21 protein-coding genes are annotated in these 25,010 nt (G+C 68.2%); 20 read left to right on the forward strand and 1 reads right to left on the reverse strand.

The genetic code is table 11. The features are described 5' to 3' along the window. Positions 1-32: 32 nt before the first annotated feature. Complete coding sequence (locus E3T24_RS16120; RefSeq protein WP_134434865.1) at positions 33-1,643, reverse strand: phospholipid carrier-dependent glycosyltransferase; 1,611 nt, start codon at positions 1,641-1,643, stop codon at positions 33-35. Positions 1,644-1,682: 39 nt separating this feature from the next. Here E3T24_RS16120 and rsmI point away from each other — a divergent pair, with 39 nt between their 5' ends. The 20 genes from rsmI to E3T24_RS16220 all read left to right on the forward strand — a co-directional run bounded on the left by rsmI (position 1,683) and on the right by E3T24_RS16220 (position 24,875). Next, positions 1,683-2,549, forward strand: coding sequence for a 16S rRNA (cytidine(1402)-2'-O)-methyltransferase (gene rsmI / locus E3T24_RS16125; protein ID WP_134367734.1), 867 nt, complete (start codon positions 1,683-1,685; stop codon positions 2,547-2,549). A gap of 373 nt (positions 2,550-2,922) precedes the next feature. Beyond that, entirely contained in the window at positions 2,923-3,165 is a 243-nt protein-coding gene (locus tag E3T24_RS16130) for a zinc-binding dehydrogenase (protein ID WP_134434866.1), read from the forward strand. A gap of 40 nt (positions 3,166-3,205) precedes the next feature. Then, positions 3,206-4,768: a methionine--tRNA ligase gene (gene metG, locus E3T24_RS16135; RefSeq protein WP_134367737.1), complete on the forward strand. Its 1,563-nt coding sequence runs from the start codon at positions 3,206-3,208 to the stop codon at positions 4,766-4,768. Beyond that, entirely contained in the window at positions 4,761-5,708 is a 948-nt protein-coding gene (locus E3T24_RS16140; protein WP_134367739.1) for a TatD family hydrolase, read from the forward strand. Before metG ends, E3T24_RS16140 begins: the two co-directional genes overlap by 8 nt. Before the next feature lie 269 nt (positions 5,709-5,977). Then, positions 5,978-6,772, forward strand: coding sequence for a 16S rRNA (adenine(1518)-N(6)/adenine(1519)-N(6))-dimethyltransferase RsmA (gene rsmA / locus E3T24_RS16145; protein ID WP_241975858.1), 795 nt, complete (start codon positions 5,978-5,980; stop codon positions 6,770-6,772). A gap of 44 nt (positions 6,773-6,816) precedes the next feature. Beyond that, positions 6,817-7,752 carry a 4-(cytidine 5'-diphospho)-2-C-methyl-D-erythritol kinase gene (locus E3T24_RS16150; RefSeq protein WP_134367741.1) on the forward strand — a complete coding sequence of 312 codons (936 nt, stop codon included), beginning with the start codon at positions 6,817-6,819 and terminating at the stop codon, positions 7,750-7,752. 54 nt (positions 7,753-7,806) lie between these two features. After that, positions 7,807-9,612, forward strand: a complete 1,806-nt coding sequence (locus E3T24_RS16155; RefSeq protein WP_134367743.1) for an ABC-F family ATP-binding cassette domain-containing protein — start codon at positions 7,807-7,809, stop codon at positions 9,610-9,612. A 175-nt stretch (positions 9,613-9,787) separates the two neighbouring features. Further along, positions 9,788-10,663, forward strand: coding sequence for a MetQ/NlpA family ABC transporter substrate-binding protein (locus E3T24_RS16160; protein WP_134402592.1), 876 nt, complete (start codon positions 9,788-9,790; stop codon positions 10,661-10,663). Positions 10,664-10,814: 151 nt separating this feature from the next. Next, entirely contained in the window at positions 10,815-11,876 is a 1,062-nt protein-coding gene (locus E3T24_RS16165; RefSeq protein WP_134367747.1) for a methionine ABC transporter ATP-binding protein, read from the forward strand. A gap of 1 nt (position 11,877) precedes the next feature. Next, positions 11,878-12,537, forward strand: a complete 660-nt coding sequence (locus tag E3T24_RS16170; protein WP_134367749.1) for an ABC transporter permease subunit — start codon at positions 11,878-11,880, stop codon at positions 12,535-12,537. 148 nt (positions 12,538-12,685) lie between these two features. Next, positions 12,686-13,249, forward strand: coding sequence for a hypothetical protein (locus E3T24_RS16175; protein WP_134402591.1), 564 nt, complete (start codon positions 12,686-12,688; stop codon positions 13,247-13,249). Further along, positions 13,249-14,040 carry a lytic murein transglycosylase gene (locus E3T24_RS16180; RefSeq protein WP_134402590.1) on the forward strand — a complete coding sequence of 264 codons (792 nt, stop codon included), beginning with the start codon at positions 13,249-13,251 and terminating at the stop codon, positions 14,038-14,040. The genes E3T24_RS16175 and E3T24_RS16180 overlap by 1 nt, the downstream gene beginning before the upstream one ends. Positions 14,041-14,372: 332 nt before the next feature. Then, entirely contained in the window at positions 14,373-15,425 is a 1,053-nt protein-coding gene (gene pstC / locus E3T24_RS16185; RefSeq protein WP_134367755.1) for a phosphate ABC transporter permease subunit PstC, read from the forward strand. Then, positions 15,425-16,726, forward strand: coding sequence for a phosphate ABC transporter permease PstA (gene pstA, locus E3T24_RS16190; RefSeq protein ID WP_241975849.1), 1,302 nt, complete (start codon positions 15,425-15,427; stop codon positions 16,724-16,726). Before pstC ends, pstA begins: the two co-directional genes overlap by 1 nt. Next, positions 16,723-18,372: a phosphate ABC transporter substrate-binding protein PstS gene (gene pstS, locus E3T24_RS16195; RefSeq protein WP_241978723.1), complete on the forward strand. Its 1,650-nt coding sequence runs from the start codon at positions 16,723-16,725 to the stop codon at positions 18,370-18,372. The genes pstA and pstS overlap by 4 nt, the downstream gene beginning before the upstream one ends. Further along, positions 18,369-21,041, forward strand: coding sequence for a hypothetical protein (locus tag E3T24_RS16200; protein ID WP_134402589.1), 2,673 nt, complete (start codon positions 18,369-18,371; stop codon positions 21,039-21,041). Before pstS ends, E3T24_RS16200 begins: the two co-directional genes overlap by 4 nt. A 109-nt stretch (positions 21,042-21,150) precedes the next feature. Further along, on the forward strand, positions 21,151-22,242 hold the full coding sequence (locus E3T24_RS16205; protein ID WP_134366602.1) for a hypothetical protein: 1,092 nt from the start codon (positions 21,151-21,153) through the stop codon (positions 22,240-22,242). Between the two features lie 31 nt (positions 22,243-22,273). Beyond that, positions 22,274-23,191, forward strand: a complete 918-nt coding sequence (locus tag E3T24_RS16210; protein ID WP_134434867.1) for a hypothetical protein — start codon at positions 22,274-22,276, stop codon at positions 23,189-23,191. Between the two features lie 194 nt (positions 23,192-23,385). After that, the gene (locus E3T24_RS16215; RefSeq protein ID WP_134366604.1) at positions 23,386-23,946 is read left to right on the forward strand and encodes a hypothetical protein; all 561 of its coding nucleotides are present in this window, start codon (positions 23,386-23,388) and stop codon (positions 23,944-23,946) included. Beyond that, entirely contained in the window at positions 23,943-24,875 is a 933-nt protein-coding gene (locus tag E3T24_RS16220) for a sortase (protein WP_241975847.1), read from the forward strand. Before E3T24_RS16215 ends, E3T24_RS16220 begins: the two co-directional genes overlap by 4 nt. The last annotated feature ends 135 nt before the right edge of the window (positions 24,876-25,010 follow it).

Genomic DNA, 25,010 nt, shown 5'->3' on the forward strand with positions numbered 1-25,010 from the left:
GGAGCTGCGGTTTCACCGAATCTGGTCGGGAATCAGCGCCAGCCGGGAAGCCAGATGTGCAGCTGCCAGTACTGCAGAGACGTCTGGGTGCCGGTCCAGAGCGGGTAGAAGAAGGCGCTGACGACGGTGGCGGCGATCAGGAATGCCAGCACGAGCCAGCGGGCCTGGGCTGGCGCGGCATCCGGCGCCGCTGCACCTGGCGGGGCGGCATCCGTCAACGAGGCATCCGTCACCGCGGCATCCGTCACGTCCCCGGAGGCGGCAGCAGGGGCGGCGTCCGTCGGGGCCAGGCGGAGGATGACGCCGATCACGAAGGTGAGGCCGAGCAGCAGGTACGGCTCGAACGTGATCGTGTAGAACTGGAACACCGTGCGGTTCAGATACATCAGCCAGGGCAGGTAGCCGGCGACCAGGCCCATCAGGATCAGGCCGACGCGCCATTCCCGGTACCGGGCCAGACGGTAGACGAGGTAGAAGATCGCGGCCGTTGCCGCCCACCAGATCAGCGGGTTGGCGATCCCCGTTATCGCTTCGGAGCAGGTTCCGGTGCCGCAGCCGTTCTCGCCCAGCGAGGAGCCGCGGTAGTACATGCTGGTCGGCCGGATCATGAACAGCCAGGTCAGCGGGTTGGCCTGGTACGGATGCGGCGTGCTGAGGCCCACATGGTAGGTGTACGCGGCCACCTGGTAGTGCCAGAAGCTCTGCACCGTGCCCGGCACCCAGGCGAGGGCGCCCGTCCACGCGGCCCCGGGGGAGGACGCCCAGTCGCGGTAGTACCCGCCGGCGGTCACGAACCAGCCGGTCCAGGCGACGAGGTAGGTGGCCACGGCGATCGGGACGGTCAGCAGAAAAGTGGCGGGTGCCTGCTTCAGCAGCGCGGCGCTCCACCAGAACGGGATTCCGGCCCGCCGCCGGGCGAGGGCGTCCACCACCACGAGGTAGACGCCGAATGCGGCCAGGAAGTAGAAGCCCGACCACTTGACGCTGCTGGTGAGGCCGAACGCCAGCCCCGCGGCGAGCAGCCAGGGCCGCCACCAGAGGGCCGGGCCCCAGCCGGGGTCGCGCCCGGCGTCCCGCTCTCGCGCCACCCGGGCGGCCAGCCGCCCGGCGTGCCAGTCCCGGTCGAGCAGCACGGCACCGAAACCGAGCAGGGCGAAGAACATCACGTAGTTGTCGAGCAGGGCCACCCGGGACATGACGATGGCGTTGCCGTCGATGGCGAACAGGAACCCGGCGATCACGGCCAGCAGGGTCGACCCGAGGAGCCTCTTCGCGATCAGCATCAGCAGCACGACCGCCAGCACGCCGATCAGGGCGGTCATGATGCGCCAGCCCCAGCTGCTGTCGGGCCCGAAGGCCGCCATCCCCAGCGCGATCAGCCACTTTCCGAGCGGGGGATGCACCACGAACGACGGGGCGGTGAGGAAGATGTGGGTCTGGCCGGCCGCGAAGAGGGTATCCGCCTGGTCGGGCCAGGTCGATTCGTAGCCGTGGTTGAAAAGTGTCCAGGCATCCTTGACGTAGAAGGTCTCATCGAAGACCAGCGAGTGCGGGCTGCCGAGGTTCCACAGGCGCAGAACCGCGGCCAGGACGGTCACCGCGAGGGGGCCGGCCCAGCGGAACGCGCGGTTAGTGAGGAACACCTGACCATCGTAGTGAGCCGGGGCTGCGAGACTGGGAGCATGATCATCCTCGCTGCCACCCCGATCGGAAACCTGGGCGACGCGTCGGCGCGTTTGGTTGAGGCCCTGACGACGATGTCGATCATCGCCGCCGAGGACACCCGGGTCACGGTGCACCTGCTCAAGGCGCTCGGCGTCGAGAACCGCCCCCGGCTGATCAGCCTGCACGACCACAACGAACGCGGCAAGGCGGCCGAACTCGTGGAACTGGCGCGCGACACCGACATCCTCGTCCTCAGCGACGCGGGGATGCCCACCGTCTCCGACCCCGGGTTCCACCTGGTGGATGCCGCCGTCGCCGCCGGCGTCGTCGTGTCGGTGCTGCCCGGGCCGTCCGCCGTGCTGGCGGCGCTCGCCGTGTCAGGGCTGCCGACCGACCGGTTCACCTTCGAAGGCTTCCTGCCCCGCAAGCACGGCGACCGCGTCTCCGCCCTGCGCGAGGTGGCCGCGGAACGGCGAACGATGGTGTTCTTCGAATCCCCCAACCGCCTGGCGGCATCCCTGACCGACCTCGCCGCGGTCCTCGGGGCCGAACGCCGGGTCGTGGTCTGCCGCGAGCTGACGAAGTTCTACGAGGAAGTGAAGCGGGGGACCGCGGCCGAGCTGGCCGAGTGGGCCGCCGCCGGGGTCAAGGGCGAGATCTGCATCGTCGTGGCCGGAGCCGAGGCGCGCGTGCTCAACCTCGAGACCGGTGTGGCCGAGGTGCTGGCGCTGGTCGCGGCCGGCACTCGCCTCAAGGATGCCGCCGCGGACGTGTCCGCCGCGTCCGGGCTCGGAAAGCGCGACCTGTACGAGGCCGCCCTGCAGCAGAAAACGGGCAAGAGCACGCCGGCCCAGGACGACTTCCAGTCACTTCCGCTCTCCTGAACCGCTGCACCGACGAGTCGCCCCGGCACATAGTTCGCCGAAGCTGACAGAGCATCCGGAGATAAGTGAGGGATACTCGACGTTCGGGGCGCCAGTGTCGGCACCAGGCGACGTCAGAGGCAGCCCCCGGAAGGTGTGCAATGAACCGGGCCGTGAAATTCCCCAACTACGGGAGACTCGCGCTCCTCGAAATCATCGAGGAGCCCCTGCCGGTACCGGAAGCCGGGCAGGTCCTGGTCAGGGTCGAAGCGACCGGACTGAACCCCACGCCTCGGTTCCCCGCCGGGCAGGGCACCGACTTCGCGGGGGTCGTGTCGCACAGGTCGCCCCCCATGGGATCGACGCCGAACTCGACCCGGTCGTCGACGCGGCGATGTCGAGCGAACCCTGGATCAACTGGATCACCGTGGCGACCGTGGCCGATCTGGTTGCCAGCTACCGGATCGTGGTTCCCGTCGTCTCGATCTACCCGCTGGACGAGGCGCAGGATGCCTGCCGTGAACGCGAGCGGGGCGAGGCCGAGGGAATGATCGTGCTCAGGACGGATGCCGGCCGTCGCGCGCGGCACGGGCCGGGCCACCGGGCCGTGGGCCGCAGAAACAGCCCCGCCGAGTAACGGGGCCAGCTTCATCCGCTGCTCCCAATAGAATGTGACCATGTCCGACGGCTCATCTTTTTACATCACCACGCCCATTTTCTACGTGAATGATGTCCCCCACATCGGGCACGCCTATACCGAAGTGGCCGCCGACGTGCTCGCGCGCTGGCACCGCCAGTCGGGGGAGGACGCCTGGCTGCTCACCGGAACGGACGAGCACGGGCAGAAGATCCTGCGCACCGCGACCGCCAACGGCGTCACGCCGAAGGAGTGGGCCGACCGACTGGTCGAGACCGCCTGGAAGCCCCTGCTGAAGACGGTCGACATTCGAAACGACGACTTCATCCGCACCACCGACGAGCGCCACGAGGTGAACGCGCAGAAGTTCCTGCAGCACCTCTACGACGCCGGCCACATCTACACCGGCGAGTATGAGGGCTTCTACTGCGTCGGCTGTGAGGAGTACAAGCAGCCGAGCGACCTCATCGACGGCGTCGGGGAGTACGCTGGCCAGCAGGTCTGCGCCATCCACTCCATCCCGTGCGAACTGCTGCACGAGAAGAACTATTTCTTCCGGATGAGCACCTTCGCCGACAAGCTCCTCGCGCTCTACGAGGAGAACCCGAACTTCGTGCAGCCCGAATCGGCGCGCAACGAGGTCATCTCCTTCGTCAAGCAGGGCCTGTCCGATCTGTCGATCTCCCGCTCCAGCTTCGACTGGGGCATCAAGGTTCCGTGGGACGACAGTCACGTCGTCTACGTCTGGTTCGACGCGCTCCTGAACTACATCACCGCCGCCGGCTATGGCCACGACGACGAGAAGTTCAGCCGGCTCTGGCCCGCGACCCACGTGGTCGGCAAGGACATCCTGCGCTTCCACGCCGTGATCTGGCCCGCCATGCTGATGGCCGCCGGCATCGAGGTGCCCCGCCGGGTCTTCGGCCACGGCTGGCTGCTGGTGGGCGGCGAGAAGATGAGCAAGTCGAAGCTGACCGGCATCGCGCCGAGCCAGATCACCGACACGTTCGGCTCGGATGCGTTCCGCTACTACTTCATGCGCGCCATCAGCTTCGGCCAGGACGGTTCCTTCTCCTGGGAGGACCTCTCGGCCCGGTACCAGTCCGAACTCGCCAACGGCTTCGGCAACCTCGCCTCCCGCGTGATCGCCATGGTCGTGCGCTACTGCGACGGTGTGATCCCCGCCGCCGGCACGTTCGAGGAGGCTGACGAACTCATCCGCGGCACCGAGAAGAGGGTGACGGATGCCGCCACGCTGGCCATCAGCCACCTCGCCATTCACGAGGCCCTCGCCGCCGTCTGGGAGCTCGTCGACGAACTGAACGGGTACATCACCAGCCAGGAACCGTGGGCTCTCGCCAAGGACCCGGCCAACCGGGAACGGCTGGAGGCAGTGCTCCACACCGCCGTGCGCGGACTGGGCACCCTGGCCGTGCTGCTCTCGCCGGTCGTGCCCCAGGCCACCGCGAAGCTCTGGACCGCGCTTGGCGGCACCGGCCTGGTCACCGACCAGCGCATCGACCAGGCCTGGCTGTGGACCGGCGGCCCGAAGGTGTCCCCGCTGGAAGCGCTCTTCCCACGGATCGAGGCCACCGTTGGCTGACGAGCCCGGTCACGTTCGTCAGCGGGACCCGGGGGCCGGCCGCGACCTGAGCTACCCGCCGCTGCCGGTACCCCTGGTGGTGCCGGTGTACGACAACCACACCCATCTGGAGATCGCCGACGGCGAGCAGGCCCTGAGTGTGGCCGAGCAGCTCGACCGGGCGTCGAGCGTCGGCGTGCGCGGCGTCATCCAGGTCGGCGGCGACCTGGAAACCTCGCGCTGGTCGGCCGAGATGGCGGCGCGGGAGCCGCGCATGCTCGCTGCCGTCGCCATCCACCCCAACGAGGCCCCGGTGTACGAGGCGGCCGGAATCCTCGACGACGCGATCGCGGAGATCGCCGAGCTGGCGACCCGGCCCCGCGTGGTCGCTGTGGGGGAGACAGGGCTGGACTTCTTCCGCACCGGGCCCGAGGGCCATGCCAGCCAGTTGCGCTCGTTCGAAGCGCACATCGAGATCGCCAAGCGGAACGGCCTGGCCCTGCAGATCCACGACCGCGACGCCCACGAGGCCGTGATCGAGACCCTGCTGAGGGTGGGAGCCCCCGAACGCACGGTGTTCCACTGTTTCTCCGGTGACGTCGATATGGCCCGTGTCTGCGCCGACCACGGCTGGTACCTCTCCTTCGCCGGCACCGTGACCTTCAAGAACGCCGGGAACCTGCGCGAAGCCCTCGCGGCCGTGCCGCGCGCCCTGCTTCTGGTCGAAACGGATGCCCCCTTCCTCACCCCGGCGCCCTTCCGCGGTCGCCCGAACGCGCCCTACCTGCTGCCGAACACGTTGCGTGCCATGGCCGATCACCTTGAAACGGACGTCACCATGCTCGCCGCCCAGATCTCCTCGAACACCGAACTGGTCTACGGGCGGTGGGATGCCGAACCGGTGACCGCCCCCGACAGCCTGCCGAACACCAGGACGCGCCCGACTGGCGGGCTTGCATGACCCCGCCGCGCCACGGCTACGACCCGGGAGACGCAGCGGAGCCCATGCCCGGACCGGTCGCGGAGGCCGGCTCGATCTCCGAGGGCGAACCTGCCCGCGGCCGGCACGTGGCTCCGGTCGACGAGACCGCCGGCGACGACGCACCGAGCGCCGAGGATCCATCGACCGAGCTGTCGAACGAGCCATCGACCGAGCTGTCGACCGCGACGCCCGCCGCACCCGCCGGCCGCTCGCTGCTCGGTCCCGCCGAGATCCGCGATCTGGCCGAGATGCTGGGCGTCAACCCCACCAAAAAGCTCGGCCAGAACTTCGTCATCGACGGCAACACGGTGCGCCGCATCGTCAAGGTCGCCACGATCACCCCCGCCGACACCGTGGTCGAGGTCGGGCCGGGCCTCGGCTCCCTCACCCTCGGCCTGCTCGAGACCGGTGCTCGCGTCGTGGCCGTCGAGATCGACGACCGGCTCGCCGAACAGCTTCCGATCACGGTCGAACTCATGCACCCGGGCGCGCCGCTCACCGTCATCCGTGCCGATGCGCTGAAGATCACCGAGATCCCGGGCGAACCGTCCCGCCTCGTGGCCAACCTGCCGTACAACGTGTCGGTGCCCGTGCTGCTGCACCTGCTCGAACACTTCGAGTCGATCCGCGCCGGCGTGGTGATGGTGCAGGCCGAGGTCGGCGAGCGCCTCGCCGCGCCGCCCGGCTCCAAGGTCTACGGCAGCCCGAGCGTCAAGGCCGCCTGGTACGGCCAGTTCCGCACCGCCGGCAAGGTGAGCCGGCAGGTGTTCTGGCCGGTGCCGAACGTGGACTCGATCCTGATCGCGTTCGAGCGCCGGGCCGAACCGCTCGCGTCGGAGGAGTTGCGGTTGAACACGTTCGCCCTCGTCGACGGCGCCTTCCAGCAGCGTCGCAAGATGCTGCGCCAGTCGCTGTCCTCCGTTCTCGGCGACTCCGCCACCGCCAGCGAGATCCTGACGAAGGCCGGGATCGACCCGACCGAACGCGGCGAGCAGCTCACCGTGGACGACTTCCTCGCCATCGCCCGCGCCTGGGACCACTGACCCGCGGGGCAGTAGAGCCGGTGGGGCTGGGCTAGGTTAGTCACATGACCAACGCGGCCGCTTCCCCAGTGGTGCACGCGAGGGCACCGGGCAAGATCAACGTCTTCCTCAAAGTCGGCGCCGTGCTTGAAGACGGATACCACGAGGTCGCGACGGCCTATCAGGCGGTGTCGCTGAGCGAGGATGTGCGCGCCTACCCGGCCGACGATTTCTCGGTCACGTTCGGCGGCTCCATCGACACCTCCGGACTGGCCGTCGACGGCAGCAACCTGGCCATCCGGGCCGCTCAGGCGCTGGCCCGCAAGTCCGGCTTCCGCGGCGGCGTGCGCCTGGAGATCGAGAAGAACGTGCCCATCGCCGGCGGAATGGGCGGCGGGTCCGCGGATGCCGCGGCGACTCTCCTGGCCTGCGACACCCTCTGGGGAACCGAAGCCACCCGCGACGACCTGCTCGCCATCGCCGCGACCCTGGGCGCCGACGTCCCGTTCGCGTTCACCGGCGGCACCGCGATCGGCACCGGCCGCGGCGACCAGCTCAGCCCGGCCCTCGCAAAGGGACAGTTCCATTGGGTGTTCGCCCTGGCGGACTTCGGCCTGTCCACGCCGGCTGTCTACAACGAACTGGACCGCCACCGCGAGCGTCACGCCCAGGACATCTTCCCGGCCCAGATCCAGCCCACCGTGGATGCGAACGTGCTGCAGGCGCTGCGCGCCGGCGACCCGCGGATGCTGGCGGAGGCCCTGCACAACGACCTCCAGGCGCCCGCGCTGCACCTGGCCCCCGGCCTCGGCAAGGTGCTCGAACTCGGCGAAGAGAACGGGGCGCTCGCCGGCATCCTCTCCGGCTCCGGTCCGACCGTCGCGTTCCTGGTCGCCGATGCCGACAACGCCCTCGAACTGCAGGTCGCGCTCAGCGCCTCCCGGCTGCGCGTGGTGCGGGCCACCGGCCCGGTGCACGGTGCCCGGGTCATCCACGACTAGCCCCGAACAGAAGGCGCGCGGGGCTCTCAGGCGGGGCGGGTAAACTAGGACCCTATGGCACATTTGCTCGGGGCCGAGTCCCTGCACCTTGAATTTCCCACCCGCGTCATCTTCGACAGCGTCACCGCCGGCTTGAACGAAGGCGACCGCATCGGCGTCGTCGGCCGCAACGGCGACGGCAAGTCCACCCTCATGCGCCTGCTGGCCGGGCGGATGGAGCCCGACGAGGGCCGCGTCACCCGCCGCCGCGGAGTCACGATCGGCATGCTCGACCAGTCCGACGACCTGGCCTCGGGCCAGACCGTCGGCCACACCATCGTCGGCGGCATCGACGAGCACATCTGGGCCGGCGACGCCAAGGTGCGCGACGTCATCGGGGGTCTCGTGCGGGACATCCCCTGGGACGCCCTCGTCGACGACCTCTCCGGTGGCCAGCGCCGCCGGGTGGCCCTCGCCGCCGTGCTGATCGGCGACCACGACGTCATCTTCCTCGACGAGCCCACCAACCACCTCGACGTGGAGGGCATCTCCTGGCTGGCCGGCCACCTCAAGACCCGCTGGGCCCCCAACTCCGGCGGCCTCGTGGTCGTCACTCACGACCGGTGGTTCCTGGACGAGGTCTGCAACATGACCTGGGAGGTGCACGACCGCCTGATCGAGCCCTTCGAGGGCGGCTACGCCGCGTACATCCTGCAGCGCGTCGAGCGGGACCGGATGAGCTCCGTGGTTGAAGCCAAGCGCCAGAACCTGATGAAGAAGGAACTGGCCTGGCTGCGCCGCGGAGCACCGGCCCGCACCGCCAAGCCCAAGTTCCGCATCGACGCCGCCAACGTGCTGATCGAGAACGAGCCGCCGCCCCGCGACACCGTCTCGATGCAGTCGATGGCCATGCAGCGCCTCGGCAAGGATGTCGTCGACCTGATCGACATCTCGGTGAAGTTCGGCGACAAGACCGTGCTGAACGACATCACCTGGCGGATCGCGCCCGGAGAGCGTACCGGCATCATGGGCGTCAACGGAGCCGGCAAGAGCACCCTGCTGAACCTGGTCGCCGGATCGCTTCAGCCCACCAGCGGGCACGTCAAGCGCGGCAAGACCATCAAGGTCGCCGTGCTCACCCAGCAGCTGTTCGAACTGGACGGCATCCAGAACGACCGCGTCAGCGAGGTCATCGGCCGCCAGAAGACGTCGTACATCGCCGGCGGCAAGGAAATCACCCCCGGCCAGATGCTCGAGCGGATGGGCTTCATGAGCGCGCAGCTGACCACCCAGGTCAAGGACCTCTCCGGCGGGCAGAAGCGGCGCCTGCAGCTTTTGCTGATCGTGCTCGACGAGCCGAACGTGCTGATCCTCGACGAGCCCACCAACGACCTGGACACCGACATGCTCGCGGCCATGGAGGACCTGCTCGACTCCTTCCCCGGCACACTGCTGGTCGTCTCGCACGACCGGTACCTGATCGAGCGCGTGACCGACAACCAGTACGCGGTCACCGAAGGCGCCTTCCGTCACCTTCCCGGCGGCGTGGACCAGTACCTCGAGATGCGCAAGAACCAGATCAACGGGAACGACAAGCCGGCCGCGGCGAACGAGTCGAACACGTCGGGCGGCAAGGCATCACGCAAGCTCGCCATCGGCGGCGCCGATCTGCGCAACGCCCAGAAGGAGCTCGCGTCGATCGACCGCAAGGTCGCCAAGCAGAACGCCCGGATCATCGCCCTGCACGAGAGCCTGGCCGTGCACGACCAGTCCGACTACGACGGTCTGGGCGCGCTGAGCACCGAACTGCAGGGGCTCGAGTCCGCCATCGCCGGTTTCGAAACCCGCTGGATCGAACTGTCCGAGCTGATCGAGGGCTAGGGTCGCAGATGCTGTGACCTCGTGTGACGTACGGGCGCACGAGGCGCAGCATCCGCCGATAACCTAGGGGTGTGCCTGGCGCTGCAGCGGCACAGACTCCCACCCTTCTCGTCTGGCGTGGTTCCTCTGTGCCCGAGCATTGCGCCGGCACCCACAGCCAAAGGGGAAACACATCGTGAAGAAGAGACTTCTCGCCGCGCTCGCGGTCGTACCACTGATCGCACTGCTGGCCGGTTGCGCCGCGGGATCCACCGAGTCAGACAAGACCGTCAAGATCGGCGTCGTCGGCGCCAGCGACCCGTACTGGGCCGTCTACGAAAAGGCCGCAGCGGATGCCGGCATCACGGTTGACATCGTCGACTTCGCCGAGTTCGGGCAGCCGAATCCGGCCCTCTCCGCGGGCGAACTGGACCTCAACCAGTTCCAGCACATCGTCTACCTCGCCGAGTACAACGTCGCGAGCAAGGCAGACCTGGTGCCGGTCGGCGCCACCGCGATCTACCCCCTCGCCCTCTACTCGACCCGGTACGGCAAGGTCAGCGAGATCAAGAAGGGCGACACCATCGCGGTGCCGAACGACGTCAGCAACCTGGCCCGCGCCCTGCTCGTGCTGCAGTCGGCGAAGCTGATCACGCTGAAAGACGGCGGGACCATCTACTCCACCCTCGCCGACATCGACAAGGACAAGTCCAAGGTCACCGTGACCGCACTCGAGGCGTCGCTCACCGCCACCTCGCTGCCCGACGTCGCCGGGGCGATCATCAACAACGACTTCGTCGAAAAGGCCGGCCTCAAGGTCGAAGACGCCCTCGCCCAGGACGACCCCAGCGACCCCAACGCGCTGCCGTACGTGAACATCTTCGCCGCCCGGGCCGAGGACAAGGACAACGCCACCTTCAAGAAGCTGGTCGACATCTACCAGACCACGAAGGCCGTGCAGGACGGCGTGCTCGAGGTCTCCGGCGGCTCGGCCGAACTCGTCACCACCCCCGTCGCCGATCTCGAAACCGCGCTCGCCAAGGTCGAGAAGGACACCAGGGCAAAGAAGTAGCCCCACCCGTCCCGCCCCGGGTCCGTTCGTGTGTGCCCGTTCCGGTCGAGTGTGCCCGTTCCAACGGTCGCGCTCGACCGGAACGGACACAGTCGCAGTCGCGGCCCGGCACCCCGCACCATGCCAGTCAGTCAGTCAGTAAGGACGTTCCATGCCTGCCCCCAGCCCCGTTGTCGAATTGCGTGACGTGAGCAAGGTGTACCCGGCCACGGCCAAGGGCGGCACGGATGTCGTCGCCATCGACAAGGTCAGCCTCACGATCGACGCCGGCGACGTCTACGGCATCATCGGTTACTCCGGGGCAGGCAAGAGCACCCTGGTCCGGCTCGTGAACGCCCTCGAACGGTCCACCTCGGGCGAGATCCTCATCAACGGGCAGGACATCGCCCGCCTGCCCGAACGGGAGCTGCGCCCGGTGCGGCTGGGGATCGGCATGATCTTCCAACAGTTCAACCTGCTCGGCTCGCGCACCGTCGCGGGCAACGTCGGCTACCCGTTGGAGGTGGCCGGGCAGACCAAGCCGGCGCGCCGGGCCAGGGTCGCCGAGATGCTCGACTTCGTCGGGCTCAGCGACAAGGCCCGCGCCTACCCCGACCAGCTCTCCGGCGGCCAGAAACAGCGCGTGGGCATCGCCCGGGCCCTGGCCAGCCAGCCGGGCATCCTGCTCGCCGACGAGGCCACCAGCGCGCTCGACCCGGAGACCACCCATGAGGTGCTCGACCTGCTCGCTCGGGTCAACAAGGAATTCGGGGTCACCATCATCGTGATCACCCACGAGATGGACGTCATCCAGACCATCGCGACCAAGGTCGCCGTGATGGACCAGGGCCGGGTGATCGAACGCGGCGACGTGTTCGACGTGTTCTCGAACCCGCAGCAGCCGGCATCCGCCCGGTTCGTGTCGACCGTCGTCAAGGGACTGCCGTCTCCGGCCGAGCTCGCCGTGCTGCGCGGCCGGCACACCGGGCGCCTCGTCACGCTCGCGTTCCGGGACAGCAGCGTCGACCAGGCCCGCGTCTTCGGCGAGTTCGCCGCCGCCGGCGTCACCTTCGAAGTCGTCTACGGCGGCATCAACGAGATCCAGGGCCGCTCGTTCGGCCACCTGACGCTCGCCCTGGCCGCGCCGGGGGCGCAGGATGCCACGGGCGACGCGGCCATCGACGCCGCCCTCGACCGAGTCCGAACGCACACGACCGTGACGGAGGTGCGCTGAGATGGACAGCCTGATGACCCTGCTGCCCGAACTCTGGATCGCCGCGGGGGAGACCCTCTACATCGTCGGCCTGACCCTCTTCTTCGGCGGGATCGGTGGCCTCCTCGTCGGGCTGGGCTTGTACCTCACCCGGGCCGGCAGCATCCTCGCCAACCGTCCGGTGTTCGTGGTGCTCAACCTGCTGGTGAACATCGTGCGGCCGATCCCGTTCATCATCTTCCTCGCCGCCGCCCAGCCGCTCGCCCGGGTCGTCGTGGGCACCGGCATCGGCAACGCCGCGATCATCTTCACCATCTCGCTCGCGGCATCCTTCGCTATGGGGCGCATCGTCGAACAGAACCTGCTCACCGTGACGCCCGGCGTGATCGAGGCGGCGCGCAGCGTGGGCGCCGGTCCGGCCCGGATCATCTTCACCGTGCTGCTGCCCGAGGCGCTCGGCCCGCTCATCCTCGGCTATACCTTCATCTTCGTCGCGCTGGTGGACATGTCGGCCGTGGCCGGTTACGTCGGCGGGGGCGGGCTTGGAAACTTCGCGCTGCTCTACGGTTACCGCCAGTTCAACCCGGTCGTCACGTGGGCGGCCGTGCTGCTGATCATCGTGTTCGTGCAGCTGGTGCAGTTCTTCGGAAACTGGTTGGCCCGGAAGGCATTCCGCCGCTAGCCCGACCCGCCCGGTCACCCCGCGTACACGTCTCCTTCACCCGGGCGCAAGGTCTCGGCCACCCGTGGCCACGAACGTTCTCGCTGAGGAAGATCGTCACACCGACGGTGCGTCCCGGTCATGGATGGTTCGGGGGGTGGGGGTAAGCGTGTCAGCGAGCCCGATCTTCGTCTTTTCGGCGTTCCGCTCATTCAGCGACCCGCGCTTACAGGGCTGGGTCGCCCTGCGGGAGCACCTCCGGGCCGGTGCCGAACTCGCCGACGCGCGCGAGGCGACCATGCAGCCCCGCCTGCCACGCGCGGCTGGGGCTGCCGCCAGCGCTGCGCTGGCGGGGGAATCCGGCATCTGGCGCCTGCTCGCTCCGAACAACCGCGAACTCGGTCGCAGTTCTTCCGTCTACGGATCGTTCACGGCGGCACGCACCCATGTGCTTGCCCTGCAGGCCGTCGTCGAGGACATGGTCGTGACGTGTGTGACGGGGCCGTCCTCAGGCACTCACGGCTGGTTCGTGACCGTCGGCGATGTTCCCGTGATGACCAGCGGACGCTGGTACGGTGCCGCCTCGTCGAGCCGCGAGGCGTGCAACGGGGCACTGGGGGCGTTCCCGGCGGCGATAGTCACCGAAGACCCTCGGCCCAGCGCCGACCCGGGCGTGCGGTTGACCCGGGGGAGAGGCCGCGCGGCGGACGCCGGGACGAGCGCGTCGTGGTGATGCGGGGGCTGGGAGGCTGGTGGCTCTTCGTCGCCTTCCTGGCGCTGGCCGGTTGGCTGGTGTTCGGGTGGCTGGCGCACGGCCACGCGCCGGTGCCGGCCCGTGCAGCTCCCTCTCTGCGCCTCGAGGCTGCCGCCGGGGACACCGTGGCTCCCGCCGCCCCCACCCAGCCACCCCTGGCCGGGAGCGCCACTGCAGCATCCGTCGTCGCGTCCGTGTCAACGGATGATGCGTCACTCGTCTCGGTGCCGTGGGCGCAGGCCACGTCAGAGGCCACCGGCATCGGCTACCGCGCGTTGCTGGGTTACGCGGGCGCCTCGCTCGCGATGGCGAGTCGGCAGCCCTCCTGCCACCTGGGCTGGACCACCCTCGCTGCCCTCGGTGCCGTCGAGTCCGGCCACGGCACCCACGCCGGGTCATCCGTCGACGCGGACGGAGTGGTGCGGCCAGGCATCTACGGTCCGCTTCTGGACGGCACCGCCCTGGACGCGTTCGCCGATACCGATGGCGGCCGGTGGGACGGGAACGCCCAGTGGGACAGGGCCGTCGGCCCGCTGCAGTTCATTCCCAGCACCTGGCAGCGGTGGGGCGCCGACGGCAACGGCGATGGCATCAACGACCCCCAGCAGGTCGACGATGCGGCCCTGGCCACGGGGCTCTACCTTTGCTACTCCGGCGATCTGTCGGCCGCCGGGACCTGGCAGTCCGCAATCTTTTCGTACAACCACCTGGAGTCATATGTCGACGCCGTGGCCGGCCGGGCAAACGCGTATGCGGCCCAGGTGGACTGAGCGTGGGGGACGATGGGGCGGCGGGGCTGATCTCGGGCCGCTTCCGGCTGAATGAGCTCCTCGGCACGGGCGGCTCGGCTTCGGTCTTCTCCGCCGTGGACGTGACGCGGGGCTCGGTTGTGGCGCCGACACCGCCGCCGACGCCTGCACCGAGCCCGGCACCTGCTGCCACCTGACCCCCGAACAGCCGCCACGGCCAAACCGACACGTCGCGTCCACATCTCGATTCGCAAACGTTGGCCCAGTGTTCACCTGGGGTCCCAAGCATGTGATTCGGAAGCGTGACTCCCGCGCACTTCCGCCCTTCCCGAGCCAGTTCCCCTAGGACAAAAATGACTCTTGCGAGCCTCGTCGCCGCGCTGAACGAGCCGCCCGATACCGGTGCGCCCGTTCTGGACCCGGCCAGCCCGGACTCCTCACCGCGCCGGCTCCTGGTCTCACGTCCCTCCCGTTCCGACTCGCTCTTCCGTTCGGTGGCGTTCAGCGCCGGCGGCATCACCGTGGCGATCATGCTGGCCGTGGGCGTCTTCCTGTCGATCCGGGCCTCCGACGCTCTCGGCGTGGCCGGAGTGAACTTCCTCTTCGAACAGGACTGGTCTCCTGAGTCCAAGAAGTTCGGTATTGCTTCCGTTCTCTTCGGCACAATCACGATCGCCGTGATCGCCATGTGCGTTGCCGTCCCGCTGGCGCTCGGAACGGCGCTCCTAATCTCCGAGATCGCCCAAGGGCTTATGAAGAGCACCCTGGTCACCCTGGTCGACCTGATGGCCGCCGTGCCCAGCGTCGTCTTCGGCCTCTGGGGTGTCTTCTTCCTGCAGGCCAACGTGATCCCGGTCGCAACCTGGATCTCCCTGTATTTCGGTTGGATCCCGCTGTTCCGGGTCGCGGATGCCAGTGGGCACGCGCTCACGGAGGCTAGCGCGTTCACCTCCTCGGCCTTCATCGCCGGCATCGTGGTCGGCTTGATGGTGGTTCCGACCCAGACGTCGGTCATGCGCGAGGCCTTCTCTCAGGCGCCGATCGGCGAGCGCGAGGCCGCCTTCGCGCTCGGCTCGACCCGCTGGGGGATGATCCGTAGCGTCGTGCTGCCCTTCGGTCGCGGCGGCATCATCGGCGGCACCATGCTCGGCCTCGGCCGCGCACTCGGCGAAACCATCGCCGTGTACATGATCATCTCGCCCATTTTCACGATCAACTGGCAGGTGCTCAAAACCGGCACCAACTCCGTCTCCGCCCTGATCGCGCTGCGGTACGGCGAGTCGAGTTCGTTCGGCCTCTCGGCACTCATGGCCGCAGGCCTCGTGCTCTTCCTGATCACCCTGATCATCAACTTCACCGCGTCGTCCATCGTCGCGCGGTCCCGTTCCGGGGCAGAGAGCGACTGATGACAATCACGCAGGCAACGACCATCACGCCCGCCGCGACCAGGTCGTACGCGATGTCCGGCCGTCCCGCTACGACGATCCCGGCTCCGGAGGGCGCCCCGATCGGGCCGCGTCGCCGGGTGCGGGGCGCCCGGCTCGACGATCGGTTCAACGTTATCGGCGCCGCCGCCGCCGGGGTCGCCGTCGCGGTGCTCCTCTTCGGCTGGGTCAGTCCGCTTTCCGGCGGTGTGGGCTGGGTGCTCGTGGCATACCTGGCGTTCCTGGGCTTCTACGCCCTGCTCGTGAGCTTCACGAGCGACGCACAGGAGGTCAAGGACCGGCTGATGTCCGTGCTCCTCTCCAGCGCCGGCGTGCTGCTCTTCGGCGCCCTGGTCTTCGTGGTGGCGTTCACTTTGGTGCGCGGGCAGGAAGCCCTGCCTCATCCCAACTTCTTCACCCAGAGCATGGAACTGGCCGGACCCCTCGACGGCCTCGACATGGGCGGCATCGTGCACGCGATCCTGGGCACGCTGATGCAGATCTCGATGGCGCTGGCGATCACCATTCCTCTCGGCATCACGACCGCACTGTTCCTGAACGAGGTCGGCGGCCGGTTCGCGCGGTTCGTGCGCACCATCTCGGATGCGATGACCGCGCTGCCGTCCATCGTGGCCGGCCTGTTCGTCTACTCGGCGATCATCGTGCTGATCACGCACCAGAGGTCAGGCTTCGCCGCGGCCATGGCCATCACAGTCATGATGCTCCCGATCGTCATCCGCGCCTCGGACATCGTGTTGCGCCTGGTTGCCGGCAACCTGCGGGAGGCCGCCTACGCCCTGGGGTCCACCCGCTGGGCCACGATCTGGCATGTCGTGTTGCCCACGGCGCGCCCAGGCCTGGCGACGGCCGTGATCCTGGGCACCGCACGCGGCATCGGCGAGACCAGTCCAGTGCTGCTCACCTCCGGCGTCACAGCGGTGACCAACCTGAACCCGTTCGCCGGCCCGATGATCTCCCTCCCGCTGCAGGTCTTCGACTTCGTCAAATCGCCCGAGCCCACCATGATCGCCCGCGGGTTCGGCACGGCCGCCGTCTTGATCCTGCTGGTACTCACGCTCTTCGCCCTTGCCCGGGTTGTCGGAGGCAAGGGTCCCGGCCAGCTTTCCCCACGCCACGAACAGCGCGTCCTGTTGGCCTCCGGGCGCGACCTGCAGCGGATGAACGTGCGGAATGACCTCGCCGCCGGGGATCCGAGTCCCCGTCCAGAATCCCTCCCGACCAGTTCACCCACCGACCTGACCACGAAGGAGACGTCCTCGTGACGCCGCACACCCGACGGATTCGTTCCATCCGAACCCTATTCGCCCTGCTCGTTGTTGGTCTAAGCGTCTCCACAACGGTGCCGGCGCAGGCCCTGAGCTATGACCCGATCACCGGCACCGGTTCGACGTGGTCTCAGAACGCTCTCGATCAGTGGCGCAAGAACGTAGCCACGAACTACGCGATGACCGTGAACTACTCCGGTGTCGGTTCGTCAGCGGGGCGCCGGGACTTCGTCGCGGGCAGCGTGGACTTCGCGGTCAGCGAGATCCCGTTCCAGACCGCCCCGGAGGACGGTTCGGCCCCAGAGGTGCCCGCTCGCGGGTACGCCTATATGCCCATCGTGGCCGGTGGTACCGCCTTCATGTACAACCTGAAAATCGGCGGCAAACGAGTCACCAACCTACGGCTCAGCGGCGAGGTCATCACCAAGATCTTCACCGGGGTCATCACGAAGTGGAACGACCCGGCCATCGCGACCGACAACCCTGGGCTGGCCATGCCGGACAAGGGAATCGTCCCGGTCGTGCGCTCGGACGGTTCCGGCTCCACGGCGCAATTCACTCTCTGGATGTCCAAACAGCACCCGGCCCTCTGGAAAACGTTCTGCACCAAGGTCGGGCGCTCCGCTGACTGCGGCCTGACTTCACAGTTCCCCACCTTCGGCAGCGCCAAGGCACAGAGCGGATCCTCCGGCGTCGCCGGCTACGTGAGTCAGGACTACGGAGACGGCGCGATCACCTACGTCGAGTACTCGTATGCCAAGAACTCCGGTTTCCCGGTCGCCAAGGTGCTCAACGCGGCCGGCTACTACGTCGAACCCACGGCGAACTCGGTGGCTGTGGCGCTCCTGAAAGCCGCCATCAACACCACACCCGGACCGACCTACCTCACCCAGATTCTGGACGGCGTTTACAACAACGCCGACCCTCGCACCTACCCGCTCTCGAGTTACTCCTACATGATCGTGCCCACCGAGGTCGGCGGCGTCTTCACCGCGAAGAAGGGTTTGACCCTGGGCGCCTTCGCCAACTACATGCTCTGCGAGGGACAGCAGCAGGCCGCAGCCCTGGGCTACTCCCCGTTGCCGATGAACCTCGTGCTGGCCGGCTTCGACCAGATCAAGCGAGTCCCGGGCGCCGATGTCAGCGGCGTTGACATCAACAAGTGCCACAACCCGACGTTCAATGCCGGCGACTCTCCGTCGAGCAACCTGCTGGCCACCACCGCCCTCCAACCAGCCGCCTGCGACAAGGTCGGGGCCAACCAGTGCACCACCGGCACGGCCGGGGCGTTGGCCGACACTGCCGTGTCGGGCAGCGGCACGGGTGGTGGCGCGGCCGGCTCAGCCTCCGCGAAGACTGCAGCGGCGGCGACCGGAGGAACGGCGATAGCAGCCGTCGCCCCCGCCGATGCGGCCGCGCCCGTGTTCGACGAGAACGGCGCCCTCGTGTCAGCGGTCGGCACCGCTGCAACCGGCGTTGCCGGCACCGCAGTTGCCGCACCGTTCACCCTGGCCGAGACCGGCTGGGGCACTCAGCAGTCGGTCATGCTGCTCGCCGGCCTCCTGCTGCTGGCCGCCGCTGTGCTGCCGCCCGTGCTCGCCCGCCGGTTCACGCCCCGCGGCGCGAAAGCCGGCACCAAGTGAAGCGGCTCACGTTCGGCCCGAAAAACGCACTCTGGGCACGGGCCGGCGCCAGCGGAGTCGTGGTCGGCCTGATGGTGGGCGTCGGTGTCGCCGCGCTAGGCTCCCTCGCCCCCTCCGCGGCATCCGCTGACGCATCGACCGCTGTCACGGTCGCGTCGAGGGGCTTCGACCCCGATCTGGCAACCGCGCCCTTCCCTGATCTCAAGGTCACCGTCTCCCAGACCAAGGATCTCGTTTCCCAGGGCATCGTCGTGAACTGGAGCGGAGGAAAGAAATCCGTGCGACCAGATGGGAGCTCCGGAGGGGAGGACTTTCTCCAGATTGCGCAGTGCTGGGGAGACGACCCGACGGATTCCAGCCGTCCGGATCGCACGACGTGTCAATACGGAGGATTCCCCGGCAAGGTCGCGTCCACCCGCGACAACGCCGTGAGCCAGGAGAACGTGGCCACGCAGGACGCGCAGTACACGTCCCCGGCCAACGGATTCACGGTTCCCGCCTTCACCGCCATTCCCTACCGCGCATCAACGGGCGGGTCCATCGCCTCGGTGTTCGCGGACTCGGCCAACGTCCTCACGCATTACATCGTGGACCCCCTGACCGGCCTGGTGCAGAACGCCAATGGATCGCCGTCCGCGACCGGGGTGCCCCTGCCCGCCGGCGTGTCAGGCGTGGACCTGGCCACCAATGAGTTCTACACCCAGTACACGACGAATGAGGTGCCTTGGGCGGGCTCGAGCGACAGTGGCGACGGCTCCGTGAAATTCGAGGTGCAGACCGCCATGCAATCTCCGGGCCTCGGCTGCGGTATGCCCGTGACGGCCGCGAACGGCGCCGTCGCCGGCAAATCGTGCTGGCTCGTGGTCATCCCGCGCGGAAAAAACGACGCGGGGGAGTCCTACATCACCAAGTCCGGGCTGCTGTGGGATTCCTGGAAGCACAGCGTGGCCGTCAAGCTTGATTTCAAGCCCATCGGCCAACGCTGCTCCATCGGCTCGGCCGAGAAGCAGCTCTCCGGGAGCGAACTCGTCGCCGCGGCGATCGGGTCGTGGCAGCCCAACCTGTGCGCCGGTGCCTCCGGCTCCTCGTTCGTGCTCAGCACCGGCAACGAGGAAGAGGCGTTGGCCGCGGCAAGCCTGACGGCGCCGAGCCCGCTGGCCCTCACTTCGCGTCCGCTGCAAACCGCTGGGACGGATCCGGTCGCCTATGCGCCGATAGCCCTCAGCGGCGTCGCGGTTTCGTTCTCCATCGACCGCCGCGTGAAACCGGTGGGCGAAGTTCCTCAGGAATACAAGGACCGGAACACCGAGGCATTCACGTCACTGAACCTGACCCCGCGCCTGATCGCGAAGCTCCTCACGAACTCGTATCTGGACTCCCTGCCTTCCGGAGCGCCGACCACATCGGACTCCCTCAAATTCTTCGGCTACACCGACTCCGCACACCCGGGCTCGAACGCGCGCAACCTCACGGTCGACCCCGATTTCCTGGCGGTCAACGACGAGGAATGGAGGTACCAGGACCTGACCGGGCCGTCCCTGGGAGACATGCTCCTCCCTTCCGGACGATCCGACGAGGCCGAGCAACTGTGGCGGTACGTTCTCTCCGACCCGTCTGCCGTCGAATTCCTCAACGGAACGCCGGACGAGTGGGGGATGAAAGTCAACCCCTGGTCATCCACCGACGCCACCATCAACCCGTCGGGGACGGTCCTGGCCCTTCCGCGCACGAATTTTCCAAAGGCTGATCCGATGGAGCGGCCCGCCGCCGCTGTCGGCGCCGGCACAACGGCGGTGAACCTCGTCACCTGGCGCCCCTACACCAGTGACTTCGAGAACGGCGCGTATCTCACCCTGCGCGGCGACGGGCTGGAGCTCGGGGACTGGAACCCCACAAGCGTTCCGCCGAAGTTCGGCAAGAGCGTGCGAAGCCTGGTGGGCAACCAGCGCGTGCTGAGCGTCACCACCGCGGCCGCGGCCGCACGGTACCAGACGGTGACGGCGTCACTGCAGAACTCCGCGGGCAGCTTCGTGGCGCCGACGGCGGACTCCATGCTCGCGGCCTCCGCGGCGATGGTCCCCACCAGCGCCAACCCCAAGGTGCTCGAATATGACCCGGCGAACCCGAGCGCCAAGGCCGCGGCTACGGCGTACCCGATGACGATGCCGGTCTATGCCGCTCTGAATCCGCTGCAGACGGATGCCGCTCAGCGGGCGATCTACGCCAACCTGATCCGGTACGCGGTCGGGGCCGGCCAGATACCCGGCACGGAGATCGGGCAGCTGCCGCACGGCTACACCCCGCTCCCCAAGAGCTGGGTGGCCCAGGCGCTCGCCGCCGCGACCGTGATCGAGCAGGGCAGCAGCACGATCGTCCCAACGACCGTGCCGGAGACCGCCCCGGACGCCTACATCCCGACCCCGTCAAGCGACGGAACGGCCGCGTCCCAGGCCGAGGGCGCACTGGTGATGGCCGACGCCGCGGTCGACCCGGCTGGCGCGGGCGCCACGGACGCCGCGGGCACCGTCACCGGCCCCCTGGTGGCAAGGCCGACGCCCGCGGACCCGGTCGTCGGGCTGGTGCGCGCGGCGGTCCCGGCCGGGCTGCTCTCCGGCCTGCTCGCCGCCGGCGGCGTCCCCCTGATTTCGCGCGTTCGGAGACGATCCTGATGCGCGCCCGACTTGACGGTTCACACGGGGCTTCCGCCTCGAAGCGAAGCGCCGAGAAAGAGGGACCCGCCCGGGTTCGTCTCCTGCACCACACCCGAAAGGCACCCCAGTGAACACCAAGAAGATGATTGCGCTCTGCGCGACTGTCGGCGTGGCCATCTCCGGTCTTGTCATCGCGACCCCGGCCAACGCCGAGCCCGTCTCCAACAGCTACTCCATTGTCGGTTCCGACACCCTCGAGGACGTTGTCAGCGCCCTGGTCAACGGTTCCTCCCTCTCGGGAGCGTCCGTTCGGACGACGGCCAATGGGAACACCATCGGCTCCTTCGACGCGACCGGAACCCCCTACATCACGGCGAAAACCTCCGGCGTGCGTTTCGGCCGGCCGAATGGCTCGGGGGACGGCCGCACGGCCCTGCTCCGTTCCATTGACGGCGCCCCGTACACCTCCGGAACCGTCGGCGGGCCCGCAGGCGTCGTCATCACGGGCCAGGTCGACATCGCGCGTTCGTCCGGATCAGGCACTGTCGATCCGGCAGGCAGCCTGATTCAGGTGCCCTTCGGTCGAGACGCGATCGCCTACGCGTACGACAGCGGTTCGACGGCGGCCGGCATCAACACCATCGACACTGCGACCATGAAGAGCCTGTACACCTGCAGCGTCACCACTCTGGGCGGTGTCACGGTCACGCCCGTCATCCCGCAGGCCGGCTCCGGAACCCGCAAGGACTTCATGGCCAAGATCGGCGTCACGGACTCGACGCTGGGCTCCTGCGTCACCGTGGGTCAGGAGCATGACGCCTCCAACCTCGGCCTGAACGCCGTCATGCCCATGTCGGTGTCTCGCTGGGTCGCCATGAACACCGGGGCGAGCTTCCCCAAGAAAAAGGACACCACGGTTTTGGGCTCGCTTGTCGCCGGGGCCACCCCCGTCACGGGAACGGGTACCTCCATGGTTCCCAATGCGCCGTACTACGCCGACTCCCTGTGGGGACGCGACACGTACCTCGTCGTGCAGTACGCACGAGTCGACCCGTCGAACGCCGCGTACGACTCGACCCTGGCCGCAGTGCTCGATCCGACGAAGGGCCAGAGCCTGACCAACTCCCAGACGACTTTCGCCGCCAAGGCCGGTTCGCTGAAGAAGAAGTTCGGCATCCTGGCTCCCTCCACCACCACCGCCGTTCGCATCTCCAAGTGACCTACGTTCCAAGAACAGGACCTGTAACTACATGAAGCTCAATAAGAAGACGCGTTACGCCGCCGCCGGCGTCGTTTCCCTCGCCCTGGTTGCCGGGGCCTCGTCCGCGGCGAACGCCGCGCCGCAGATCAATGGTTCTGCCGCTCCCGTTTACATGTATGACACGAACGCGGCGCAGGTGCCGGATGGTCACGTCTGGGCATGGGATGACGAGCTCATCGGTTCGTCCACTCAGGGCGACATCAATGGCGAGTTCACTTGCCCGGCCGACAGCACGAACGTGTTCGCCTTCCTCGCCGCCCCCGGCACCGAGACGACTGTCCTCACTTGGAAGGCCTATGCGGGCCTCGGGTTCAATGGGGCCACGAAGAACGTGCTGAACCCCTTCCTCACACCGCTCTCACTCATCAACAACTCCCAGGGCGCGGCCAGGGCCGCCGGTGGTAACTACAGCCTCGGCCTCGCCTGCACGAAGTTTGACGGTGTCGCAGTGACAGCCGCTTTCTTCCGTTCGATCAGCGTCGTTCCGGTCACCGGCGCCTTCACGTTCCTGCCGCAGGCCGCTGTGGCGGCTCCGACGCCGACGCCCACTGCGACGCCGACTGCGACGCCGACTGCGACGCCGACTGCGACGCCGACTGCGACGCCGACTGCGACGCCGACTGCGACGCCGACTGCGACGCCGACGCCGACTGCGACGCCGAAGCCGACTGCGACGCCGACGCCGGGAGTGACGTCAGGCTCCTCGGACAGCTTCACGCCTGGCTCGTCGGGGACCCTGACGTCTGGCTCGTCGGATCGCCTTGGATCAACGACGAACCATGCTGACAAGGGGCTCGCGTCGACCGGAACGGCCAACACCCTGCCGTTCCTGGTCTCGGCCATGCTCGCCCTGGCGGCCGGAGCCGGCGTGATCATCGCGCGTCGTTTCCGCCGCGTAAAGAAGTAAACCGCACTCCGTACCACGGAAGGCCACGGGAACGAATGTCGTCCCGTGGCCTTCCGGCACGGGAGACGAGCGGGGACGGGAGCGTTTCCCCTTCGTTCGCCTCGCGTTCAGCACTCCGAAACCTCGAATGGACTAACTTGACTGTGCTCACATCCGCTGCCGCCCGCCGCCTACCGGCCGTGACCCTGACTGCAATGTCCTTGTTCCTCGGGCTGGCTTGGCTGGCCGTATTTCCGGCAAGCGCCCAAGCGGCCACGGATTCGCACGCGAGCAACAGCCACGACTTCCTCTACGTCAGCGGGCTCACCGTGCTCACCGAACCGACGATCGGGCCGGGCGGCGGGGACCTGGCCCTGGAGTTCACGATGAAGAACGTCAGCACTTCCCCGATCACCTCGAGCGTGCAGTTCCGGCTCGACAACGCGATCAACCAGCCCATCAAGACTCTCGACAAGGTCGAGGTCGCGAACCTCGCACCGGGGGAGACGCGCACCGTGACGGCGAACTTTAAAAGCGTCGGCCAGTGGACCTTCTATCGCGGCCATGTGACGATGACTCCGCCCGCGGACATTGACGGCACGGCCCTGTGGCCCTCGACCCGCGACTCGTTCACGCTCCTGCTGCCGTGGTTCCTCCTGGCGGTGCTCGTGCTCCTGGCCGCCCTCGTTCTGGCGGTGCGCCAGTTGCTTCGGCTGCGCCGGCTGGAACGACCGCTGCCCGGACTCGTACCCGGATACGGGACCGTCACATCGTGACGATCACCACAGCCCCCCGGCGGCTGAAGCTGCCAACGCCGCCGCGGCGGATGCCCCTGCCTCCACGCGCACCCGTGGTGTTGAGCGTCCGAGACCAGGCCGTTCGCACCGCGCTCACGATCGTTGCCGTGCTCATCTTCGGCTTTCTCGCCCACCTCACGATTTTCGGGCAGGTGCAGCACTTCGTGTCCCAGCAGCAGCTGACGAACTCCCTGCGGGCCGAACTCGCGCAGGGCACGGCGCCGGTCAGTGAGGGTACCGTGGACCGGGTTCTGCTGGCGGCGGGAGCCCCGGTGGCGCTGATCGACATCCCCGCGATCGGGGTGCACGAGGTGGTCGTCGAAGGAACCGACTCCGGCACCCTGCGGGCGGGACCGGGCCACCGCCGCGATACCGTACTGCCGGGCCAGGCGGGCTACAGCGTCATCATGGGCCGCGCAGCCGCCTATGGCGGACCTTTCGCCCGGTTGCAGGAGTTGCGACCGGGGCAGCAGTTCACGGTGATCACCGGCCAGGGCCGTCAGAAATTCTCCGTGCTCGGCGTTCGGTATGCGGGCGACCCGATGCCGGCTCCGCTCGGCGCGGGAAAGAGCCGCCTCGTCCTTGAGACGGCTCGCGGCCCGGCGTTTGTGCCGAGCGGGATCGCCCGGGTGGATGCTGAGCTCGTGTCGGAGACGAAACCCGCCGGCACGCGAGCGACCACGTTTGTGACCCTGCCTGCCGTCGACCGGGAGCTCGCCACCGACACCGAAACGGTCTGGGCGCTGGTGTTCGCCCTGCAGTTCCTGCTGCTGGTCGAGCTCGCCGCAGTGTGGGCCTACCGACGTGTCGGCCTCCGCAAGACCTGGACGGTTTTCCTTCCCGTCGTCACCGTGGGCGGCCTGTTCGTGGCCGACCAGGTGGTGCGCCTGCTTCCGAACCTGCTGTAGAAAAGATGGAGTCCATGAACGAGGAACTGACCAATGATGACCGCACGCAGGTGCTGCCGCTACCGACATCGCCACGGCAGCGGGACGGCCGGCTGCGCCCGCCGGCCCGCTCCGCCACCGACGCCGCGCCGACCG

Origin of the sequence: Cryobacterium sp. TmT2-59 (assembly GCF_004403545.1) — a bacterium.
In the GTDB taxonomy this organism is placed as follows: domain Bacteria; phylum Actinomycetota; class Actinomycetes; order Actinomycetales; family Microbacteriaceae; genus Cryobacterium; species Cryobacterium shii.